12 protein-coding genes are annotated in these 7,843 nt (G+C 40.4%); 4 read left to right on the forward strand and 8 right to left on the reverse strand.

What is annotated here, in order from left to right:
• Positions 1-90 precede the first annotated feature (90 nt).
• Together AC5YD2_RS15870 and AC5YD2_RS15875 are read left to right on the forward strand one after the other, a co-directional pair.
• Positions 91-336: a type II toxin-antitoxin system RelB/DinJ family antitoxin gene (locus tag AC5YD2_RS15870; RefSeq protein WP_000246756.1), complete on the forward strand. Its 246-nt coding sequence runs from the start codon at positions 91-93 to the stop codon at positions 334-336.
• The gene (locus AC5YD2_RS15875) at positions 326-619 is read left to right on the forward strand and encodes a type II toxin-antitoxin system RelE family toxin (RefSeq protein ID WP_000221358.1); all 294 of its coding nucleotides are present in this window, start codon (positions 326-328) and stop codon (positions 617-619) included. The genes AC5YD2_RS15870 and AC5YD2_RS15875 overlap by 11 nt, the downstream gene beginning before the upstream one ends.
• A gap of 65 nt (positions 620-684) precedes the next feature.
• Here AC5YD2_RS15875 and arsH read toward each other — a convergent pair whose 3' ends face one another.
• Genes arsH through AC5YD2_RS15895 form a run of 4 tightly spaced genes read right to left on the reverse strand, consistent with a single transcriptional unit; the run spans position 685 to position 3,241 of the window.
• The gene (gene arsH / locus AC5YD2_RS15880) at positions 685-1,389 is read right to left on the reverse strand and encodes an arsenical resistance protein ArsH (RefSeq protein WP_496126881.1); all 705 of its coding nucleotides are present in this window, start codon (positions 1,387-1,389) and stop codon (positions 685-687) included.
• Positions 1,390-1,393: 4 nt separating this feature from the next.
• Positions 1,394-2,434: an ACR3 family arsenite efflux transporter gene (arsB, locus tag AC5YD2_RS15885; RefSeq protein ID WP_496126883.1), complete on the reverse strand. Its 1,041-nt coding sequence runs from the start codon at positions 2,432-2,434 to the stop codon at positions 1,394-1,396.
• A gap of 4 nt (positions 2,435-2,438) precedes the next feature.
• Positions 2,439-2,912, reverse strand: a complete 474-nt coding sequence (locus tag AC5YD2_RS15890) for an arsenate reductase ArsC (RefSeq protein WP_496126884.1) — start codon at positions 2,910-2,912, stop codon at positions 2,439-2,441.
• 5 nt (positions 2,913-2,917) lie between these two features.
• The gene (locus AC5YD2_RS15895) at positions 2,918-3,241 is read right to left on the reverse strand and encodes an ArsR/SmtB family transcription factor (RefSeq protein ID WP_496126885.1); all 324 of its coding nucleotides are present in this window, start codon (positions 3,239-3,241) and stop codon (positions 2,918-2,920) included.
• A gap of 84 nt (positions 3,242-3,325) precedes the next feature.
• Between AC5YD2_RS15895 and arsC the strand changes: the two genes are divergently transcribed.
• Entirely contained in the window at positions 3,326-3,754 is a 429-nt protein-coding gene (arsC, locus tag AC5YD2_RS15900) for an arsenate reductase (glutaredoxin) (RefSeq protein ID WP_496126886.1), read from the forward strand.
• 479 nt (positions 3,755-4,233) lie between these two features.
• Here the strand turns inward: arsC and AC5YD2_RS15905 are convergent, their stop codons facing one another.
• Entirely contained in the window at positions 4,234-5,031 is a 798-nt protein-coding gene (locus AC5YD2_RS15905) for a tetratricopeptide repeat protein (protein ID WP_496127233.1), read from the reverse strand.
• Between the two features lie 72 nt (positions 5,032-5,103).
• Between AC5YD2_RS15905 and AC5YD2_RS15910 the strand changes: the two genes are divergently transcribed.
• Positions 5,104-5,325, forward strand: coding sequence for a hypothetical protein (locus tag AC5YD2_RS15910; RefSeq protein WP_496127234.1), 222 nt, complete (start codon positions 5,104-5,106; stop codon positions 5,323-5,325).
• Here the strand turns inward: AC5YD2_RS15910 and tnpC are convergent.
• From tnpC to AC5YD2_RS15925, 3 genes are all read right to left on the reverse strand, one after another.
• Positions 5,322-6,926, reverse strand: coding sequence for an IS66 family transposase (tnpC, locus tag AC5YD2_RS15915; RefSeq protein WP_496125722.1), 1,605 nt, complete (start codon positions 6,924-6,926; stop codon positions 5,322-5,324). The genes AC5YD2_RS15910 and tnpC overlap by 4 nt on opposite strands.
• 74 nt (positions 6,927-7,000) lie before the next feature.
• Entirely contained in the window at positions 7,001-7,336 is a 336-nt protein-coding gene (gene tnpB, locus AC5YD2_RS15920; RefSeq protein WP_496125721.1) for an IS66 family insertion sequence element accessory protein TnpB, read from the reverse strand.
• Positions 7,333-7,761 (reverse strand): transposase, encoded by a 429-nt coding sequence (locus AC5YD2_RS15925; RefSeq protein ID WP_496125720.1) that lies wholly within the window; start codon positions 7,759-7,761, stop codon positions 7,333-7,335. Before AC5YD2_RS15925 ends, tnpB begins: the two co-directional genes overlap by 4 nt.
• Positions 7,762-7,843: the final 82 nt, after the last annotated feature.

Consider the following 7,843-nt stretch of genomic DNA (forward strand, 5'->3'; position numbering starts at 1 on the left):
CCATTTAACATAATGGTTGTTATACGAAGTCGACTTGTAATGCAATTTGCATTACAGTACTCTTAGTACATTAAATAACTGGGAGATATGATGGCTACTGTTAACTTCAGGGTCGATGAAGCCCTTAAAGAAAAATCCTATTCCATCCTTAAAGAACAAGGTATTGCACCTACAGATTTCTTTACTAGTATTCTTGAGTATGTTGCTACGACTGGGAAACTACCTGTCAAGAAAGCTTTGCTTTCAGAAGAAGATGAAGAATTATTAGCTCTTGTCCGTAAGCGCATTAATGACCCTAAAGAGATGTTTGAGGAAGTCACATTAGATGACTTATAAGCTTTTACGTCACAAAGACTTTACAGCAGAATGGGAAAAACTCCCTGTTGCTATACGAGATCAATTTAAGAAGAAGCTAGCCAAAGTCATAGAGCAGCCACATATTCCAAAGAATATGCTTAGAGGCGATCTTGCGGGTTGCTATAAAATTAAATTATTAAAAGCTGGTGTCAGACTTGTCTATCAAGTTAAAGATGATCAGGTAGTTATCTTGCTCATCACAGTCGGGAAACGAGCTGATAGCATAGTTTATGACGAAGCTAAAAAGCGCATTAAAGACTAAAAATGGGAGCTTATAGCTCCCATTTTTGCATTCGTATAATGTATATTATGTTAATTATAGAAAAACTAAATACTCTTTTGATTTATACGTTTCGACAGCTCTTCAGCACTTTCAATACGCTCAGAATAACGATCAGTTAAATATGCTGATTGTCCCCTGGTTAAAAGCGTAAATTTATATAGCTCTTCCATCACATCCACAATTCTTATGTAGTAAGAAGATGGCTTCATACGCCCATTTTCATCAAATTCTAAAAAAGCTTTTGGAATGGATGATTGATTCGGAATTGTAATCATCCTCATCCAACGACCTAGAATCCGTAGCTGATTAACCGCATTAAATGATTGAGATCCACCACAGACTTGCATGACAGCAAGGGTTTTACCTTGAGTAGCACGAATTGCACCTGCTGCCAGTGGAATCCAATCAATTTGAGCTTTTAAAATAGAACTCATCGAACCATGTCGTTCAGGTGAACACCACACCATCCCTTCTGACCAAGCCAAAAGTTCATGCAGCTCTTTTACCTTTGGATGTTCAGTATTTGCATCTTCCGGCAGAGGCAATCCCTTTGGATGAAAGATTTTTACCTCAGCCCCAAAGTGTTCCAATATTCGCCCTGCTTCTTGAACAGCTAGTCGGCTATAGGACACTTCTCGATTTGAACCGTAAAGCAGTAAAATACGGGGTGAATGATCCAGCTCTTTGGCTTGAACTTTGTCTAAAGTCGGTTGTTCAAGAAGATTTAAATCTATATTTGGGAGACTCATAGCGTTATATCTCTTTAAAAACTTTTTTTCTAAGCCACAGTGACACACTCACCAAAGCAATCAGTACAGGAACTTCAACCAGTGGCCCAATGACCGTTGTAAAAGCAATCGGTGATGCCAAACCAAACGTCGCAATAGCAACAGCGAGCGCTAATTCAAAATTGTTACCTGCCGCAGTAAAAGAAATAGCCGCAGTTTTTGGATAATCATTCCCCATCCACTTACTCATAAAGAAACTAATGAAAAACATCAGGACAAAGTAAATCGTTAGAGGAATTGCAATTCTGAGTACATCGAGTGGCAAACTGACTACTTCACCACCTTTCAGGCTAAACATAGCCACGATGGTAAATAACAGGGCAACGAGGCTCAGCGGACCAATTTTAGGAATAAATTTGGTTTGATACCAAAGCAACCCCTTTTGTTTCACAAGAATAAAGCGAGTTAAAAAACCCAGTAAGAACGGGATACCCAAATAAACCAGAACTGCATGGGTAATCGTCCAGAAACTGACATTAATGATTTGCGCTTCCACACCAAAATATGGCGGTAAGAAGGTGAGAAATAGCCAAGCATAGGTACTAAAAAACAAGATTTGGAAAATACTGTTAAATGCCACTAATCCTGCAACATACTGATTATCACCACATGCCAAGCCATTCCACACCAAAACCATTGCAATACAACGAGCCAATCCAATCAGGATCACACCGGTCATATATTCAGGATAGGACTGTAAAAAAATGATGGCTAAAGCAAACATTAAACACGGTGCAATCAGCCAGTTTTGAACCAAAGATAAGGTAAGCGTTCGTTTATCTTTAAATACTTGTGGCAAGGTCGCATAGTCCACTTTGGCCAGTGGTGGATACATCATCAAAATCAAGCCAATCGCAATCGGGATATTGACTGAATCCATACTCATCTGGTCTAAAGCAACAGATGCTTGAGGAAAGAACACCCCAATTCCCACACCTAATGCCATCGCAATGAAAATCCAGAGCGTTAAATTACGATCTAAAAATGAAAGCCTTGAAGTAGACATAATTTTACTCAATATTTGAAATTTTATTGATTTCTGCAATAAGCTCAGAACGAGAAAATTTGTTTATATCTAGTGCAAATAAAGCATCTAGGCGTTTATTAATGTGATCAACTGTCACTAAAAAAGCTTTCAGCTTTTCTTCTTCAGGAAGGTCTAAATGAGATGGGTCAGATAAGCCCCAATGCGCCTTAATCGCTCCCCCTAAGTAAAGTGGACAAGCTTCTTGAGCGGCTTGATCACACACGGTAATCACCACATCAGGTTGATACTGTTCACAGTCATCAATGGTCTTACTTGATAAACCGTCAGTAGATAAGCCTAAATTGTGTAAAGTCTTAATGGTGAATGGATGAACCTGACCTGAAGGCCTACTGCCAGCACTGTAAGCTTTCCAACCCTCAGGCGCACGGCTATTGAATAACACTTCTGAAAGAATGCTACGGCAACTGTTACCCGTACATAAGAATAAAAATTTCATCAGTATTACTCGCAATGCACTGAAATTGAAGAATGAACAAGAGGGTTATTCATGATGTCGTCATTTTGATTTGAGATAATGTTTAAAACATCATTTGCCCATTCAGGAAGATTTGGGTTTAAACGGTAATACACCCATTGCCCTTGTCTTTGATCAAGCAGAATGGAAAGATTTCGAAGTAAGGCCAAATGGCGAGAAATCTTAGGTTGGCTGAGTTGTAGCTGTTCTGTCAGTTCACACACACAAACACTTTGTTTGGCCATTACTAACTTCAAAATATCCAAACGAGTCGGGTCAGCAAGACACTTAAAGAAATCGGTTTGATTCATTTTCTTATAACTCACTATATTTACTATTGCGAATATACGCATATCCATATATAAATGCAATATTGTTTTGCACTGAGAAAAGTCATGTCACAAAAGATTAAGATTTATCATAACCCTGCCTGTGGAACCTCAAGAAACACCCTCGAACTTATTCGAAATACAGGGCAAGAACCTGAAGTAATTGAATATTTGAAAACACCACCTAGTAAAGAAGAGTTAATTACTTTAATTGAGAAATCTGGGCTTTCAGTTCGTGAAGCCATTCGTAAAAATGTGGAACCTTACGAGAAACTGGAATTAGCTCAAGAACATTGGACTGAGGACCAGTTAATCGGTTTTATGCTTGAATATCCAATTCTAATTAACCGCCCATTTGTAGTAACTGATCTTGGTATTAAATTATGTAGACCTTCTGAGTTAGTACTGGATCTATTATCTGCCCCTCAACTCAATGCATTTAGCAAAGAGGATGGCGAAATAATTATTGATCAAGATGGCAATAGAATGAAGTAAATTTCACGTATTCAATATGTCCATTTAACATAATGGAGCTTATGCGAACTCTAATCTTAAAAATAATATAAAAACAATTACTTAGATATTTTACATAATCTCAAAATACCTCAAAAAACCGACTTCGACACAAGTCGGCTCTTTTTTGAGCAACTTTGATATCTTCTGCCAATCATTTTGGTTAAAAACTAATCAATTTTGCGGTTTTTTGAACTTTATCAACTGTCACACAACCGAAATAATCCACAAAAAATGGGGATAAATTTTAAGCAATGTAAGCCCTGGCGTACAGCTTAAAACGTCCTTTGCCTCTATACCGGTCTGGGATGATTTTTTATGATGGGGACATAGAGAGCAGGATGCTCCAGACAACAATAAGAAATGATAGCAACGGAAAATGCCGGTATGACAGGAGTTATGCCAACGCACTAAATATGTAAAAAAGCCCAACAGGATGTTGGGCTTTTTTATTTAATCAATTACTGATCATCTTTAAAAAGGGATATGGCATCTTTATGTCCATCATCAGCTGCTTTTTTTAACCATAGTGAAGCCAATTTATTATTTTGATTTGTTCCATCACCTCGGTGATACATCATTCCCACTGTAAATTGAGCATCGACATTTCCTTGTTCGGCAGATTTACTGTACCACTCGAAAGCTTTTTTATAGTCTTGAGTAACACCTTGGCCAGTGGCATAGATTCCACCTAGACTATATTGAGCATCAGCATTTCCTTGTTCGGCAGATCTACTGTACCACTCAAAAGCTTTTTTATAGTCTTGAGTAACACCACTACCATCTTCATAAAGAAATCCTAGATATTTTTGAGCATCAGCGTTTCCTTGTTCGGCAGATTTACTGTACCACTCGAAAGCTTTTTTATAGTCTTGAATTATGCCTTCACCATTGGCATAAGCTGCACCCAGGTTATTTTGAGCCTGCGTACTTCCTCGTTGGGCAGCCTTTCTATACCACTCAAAGGCTTTCTTGTCATCTTCAGCTATCCCATGACCACTTGCGTATAATGCTCCAAGGTTGTTCTGAGCATCAGCGTTTCCTTGTTCGGCAGACTTGCTATACCACTCAAAGGCTTTTTTATAGTCTTGATCTACACCTTCACCATTGGCATAGGCTTCACCTAAAAGTGCCTGAGACACAGCATCTCCTTGGTTTGCTAATTTATGGATATCATCAAAACTAGGTGTTTTACTACATGCAAATAATGAGAATATCAGTAAAGATATTATTATTATTTTATTGAATATTAAATACATAGTTAAATTTAGGGACTATTTTTTTGTATAGACTGTAAGTATATAAAGAAATGACTTCGCATAAGAAATTTTATGTTAAATAATACTAAGATAAGTGTTTGTTTTATGTTTGATTTAAAAGTAGAACTAAGAAAAGTTAAGAGTTTTGTAGAAACAAACTATGACCCTGATGAAGTAGCAAGCAAATGCATGCAAATTTACAATCAGTTTTCATTTGAGTTCTGTGAAATATCTGATGATGAAATTATGAGGTTAATTGGTAAACATCCGCTGAACCCCATTGCTATGTTTTAACGGGGTTCAGGTTTCCAGCGGTGTGGCAGTAATTCTTCTATTTGAGTCACTTTATGTGTCGGCAACCTTTTCAGCACATCACTTAAATAGGCATACGGATCCAGCCCATTCAGTTTTGCTGACTGGATTAAAGTCATGATATTTGCCGCTCGCTGACCACTGCGCAGCGAACCTGCAAATAACCAGTTCTTACGCCCCAAAGCCCAAGGCCGCATTTGATTCTCTGCCCAATTATTGCAAATAGGTAGATTGCCATCATCCAGATAACGGCTTAAGGCTTCCCAACGTTTTAGGCTGTAATTGATGGCTTTAGCAGTTGCAGAGCTTAAGGGTACTGCAAGTTGATGTTGTGTCAGCCATTCATACAGTTGCTGCATAACAGCTTGACTATACTGTTGCCGGTACTTATAGCGTTGTTCTGCTGTACCGTCGGTATTTTTTCTTATTTCAGCCTCTATCGCATAGAGCTTCTGAATCAAGAACAAAGCCTGTTCTGCAATCGGACTTTTTCCAGTCACATGCAACTCATGGAATTTACGACGTGCATGCGCCATGCAGCCCACCTCAATGACCTGACCTGATCTAAAGCGTGCTTTGTAGCCACTGTAATCATCACAGACCAGATGACCCTGCCAGCCTTTCAGGAACTCTTCAGCATGCTGACCTGAACGGCTATCCTGAAAGTCATAAATCACGGCTTGAATTGGATTATATTGAGTTGTTGCATAAGCCCAGACATAACCTTTCTTCGGTTTTTTATCTTTATCATCCATCCGCATGATGGTGACAGGTGTTTCATCTGCATGAATCACCGCTTGCTGTAGGATCACCTTCCTTAATGCATCGGTTAGGCCTTCTAACTCTACACCACAGCGACCTATCCAGTCAGATAAGGTTGATCTGGACAGATCAACACCTGCGCGTAGAAAGATTTGACGTTGACGGTACAGTGGTAAATGATCGGCATATTTAGACACCAGTACATGGCTAAGCAGTTCAGGTGCAGCGATTCCTTTCTCAATCACATAGGCCGGCATTGCTTGTTGGGTCAGTGTGTCACATTGATCACACACCCATTTGCCACGCACATGCTGTTCCTTATAGAACTGTGCCGGTCTGAAATTCAGTTTTTCACTGATATCTTCGCCAATACGACGCAAGGTGCAGCCACAAGCACATTGGGTTGATGCAGGTTCATGCTCAATACGGAGGGTTGGCAGGTGATCTGGCAGTGGTCGACGTTTAGGTTTGTTGACTGGGGCTTTCTGCGCAGCTGCATTGGTTTTATCTGCATTCAGCCGTTCCAGTTCCAGATCAACCGCAGCAATATCTTCTTCGACCGCTTCGTCCCATAGATGGATTTGTTTTGCGCTTAGATGTTCGTTTTTACTGCCGAATTTATGCTGTTTAAATAGCGCAAGCTCATGCTCGTATTTTTGATTAAGAATGGAAAGATGTTGATTCGTGACTTCAAGATGTTGAACTTTGGCATCTAATTGTTGTTTATCTTCTGCGAGTTGTTGATGCTGCAGCGCCAACTGCCGGGTAAATTCCAGCAGTTGTTCATGGGTCAGTTGGCTTAAATCAGGCAGCGTATTCATGACCGCAGTATGGCTGAGATCATGAATATGTGTAAATAAAACGTTTGGAGAATAGCAGAATGGATGAGCTTGGTTTAGAGCATATTCACCACCTGCTGTAAGCCGATTCTCTGCCAGGGCAGACCCTGAATTAACGCCTGTAACTGTTCCGGGCTGATCGCCACGGTTTCACCCTGGTGAACCTGAGCCCAGTGAAATTTGCCCTGTTCCAACCGCCGGGCACACAGCCAGATGCCCAGTCCATCATGCACCAGTACTTTCATGCGATGGCCACGTTTATTACAGAACAGGTAGGCGCAGTGTGGTTTGATATAGCCAAATGCTCTCAGCACCTGAGCCATGGCAGTATCCATACCTGCACGCATATCCATCGGCTGGGTAGCAAGCCAGATTTCATCGATACGGATCATTTGATCAAGCCCTGAATTAAAGGCAGTAATTCCTTTGCCGATTCCACCGGCCAGTCGATCTCGATCATCTGATCCCGTGCGGAACCTTGTTCCTTATGCAATGGAATCCTGATATGAGCGACAGCATTCTTCTCTGGCACAGGTGGCGGAGGTGCTTCTTGTCTGACTGGAGTCGGGTGAAGAATGATGGGAAGAAAGTCGGTCTGTGGACTGGATGGGCTTTTTAATGCAGGGGGCATTGATCTGGACTGGCGAATCCATTTATGCAGCAGATTGGCATTGATCTGATGTTGCATTGCAACCTTAGCTACTGACGTATCTGGCTGCTGGCAAAGCTCGACCAGGTACTGTTTAAACTCAGCTGCGAAGATTCTGCGGGTTCTTTCTGTCGTTTGTTCAGTGTCTATAAAAGTGTCTAAGGCCATAAACATAATGTCCATTTAATAAATAATGGACACTATCGGGATATTGAGCAAATAAGAAAAGTGGGGTTCAGCGGACGCTTAC

This window comes from Acinetobacter sp. CY73 (assembly GCF_059515865.1).

What these genes read in the sequence shown, in the direction of transcription:
- arsC (WP_496126886.1), top strand. Translation starts at nt 3,326, where the DNA reads ATGTCACAAAAGATTAAGATTTATCATAACCCTGCCTGTGGAACCTCA.
- arsH (WP_496126881.1), bottom strand. Translation starts at nt 1,389, where the DNA reads ATGAGTCTCCCAAATATAGATTTAAATCTTCTTGAACAACCGACTTTA.
- AC5YD2_RS15870 (WP_000246756.1), top strand. Translation starts at nt 91, where the DNA reads ATGGCTACTGTTAACTTCAGGGTCGATGAAGCCCTTAAAGAAAAATCC.
- AC5YD2_RS15895 (WP_496126885.1), bottom strand. Translation starts at nt 3,241, where the DNA reads ATGAATCAAACCGATTTCTTTAAGTGTCTTGCTGACCCGACTCGTTTG.
- AC5YD2_RS15890 (WP_496126884.1), bottom strand. Translation starts at nt 2,912, where the DNA reads ATGAAATTTTTATTCTTATGTACGGGTAACAGTTGCCGTAGCATTCTT.
- tnpB (WP_496125721.1), bottom strand. Translation starts at nt 7,336, where the DNA reads ATGATCCGTATCGATGAAATCTGGCTTGCTACCCAGCCGATGGATATG.
- AC5YD2_RS15925 (WP_496125720.1), bottom strand. Translation starts at nt 7,761, where the DNA reads ATGGCCTTAGACACTTTTATAGACACTGAACAAACGACAGAAAGAACC.
- AC5YD2_RS15910 (WP_496127234.1), top strand. Translation starts at nt 5,104, where the DNA reads ATGTTAAATAATACTAAGATAAGTGTTTGTTTTATGTTTGATTTAAAA.
- tnpC (WP_496125722.1), bottom strand. Translation starts at nt 6,926, where the DNA reads ATGAATACGCTGCCTGATTTAAGCCAACTGACCCATGAACAACTGCTG.
- arsB (WP_496126883.1), bottom strand. Translation starts at nt 2,434, where the DNA reads ATGTCTACTTCAAGGCTTTCATTTTTAGATCGTAATTTAACGCTCTGG.
- AC5YD2_RS15875 (WP_000221358.1), top strand. Translation starts at nt 326, where the DNA reads ATGACTTATAAGCTTTTACGTCACAAAGACTTTACAGCAGAATGGGAA.
- AC5YD2_RS15905 (WP_496127233.1), bottom strand. Translation starts at nt 5,031, where the DNA reads ATGTATTTAATATTCAATAAAATAATAATAATATCTTTACTGATATTC.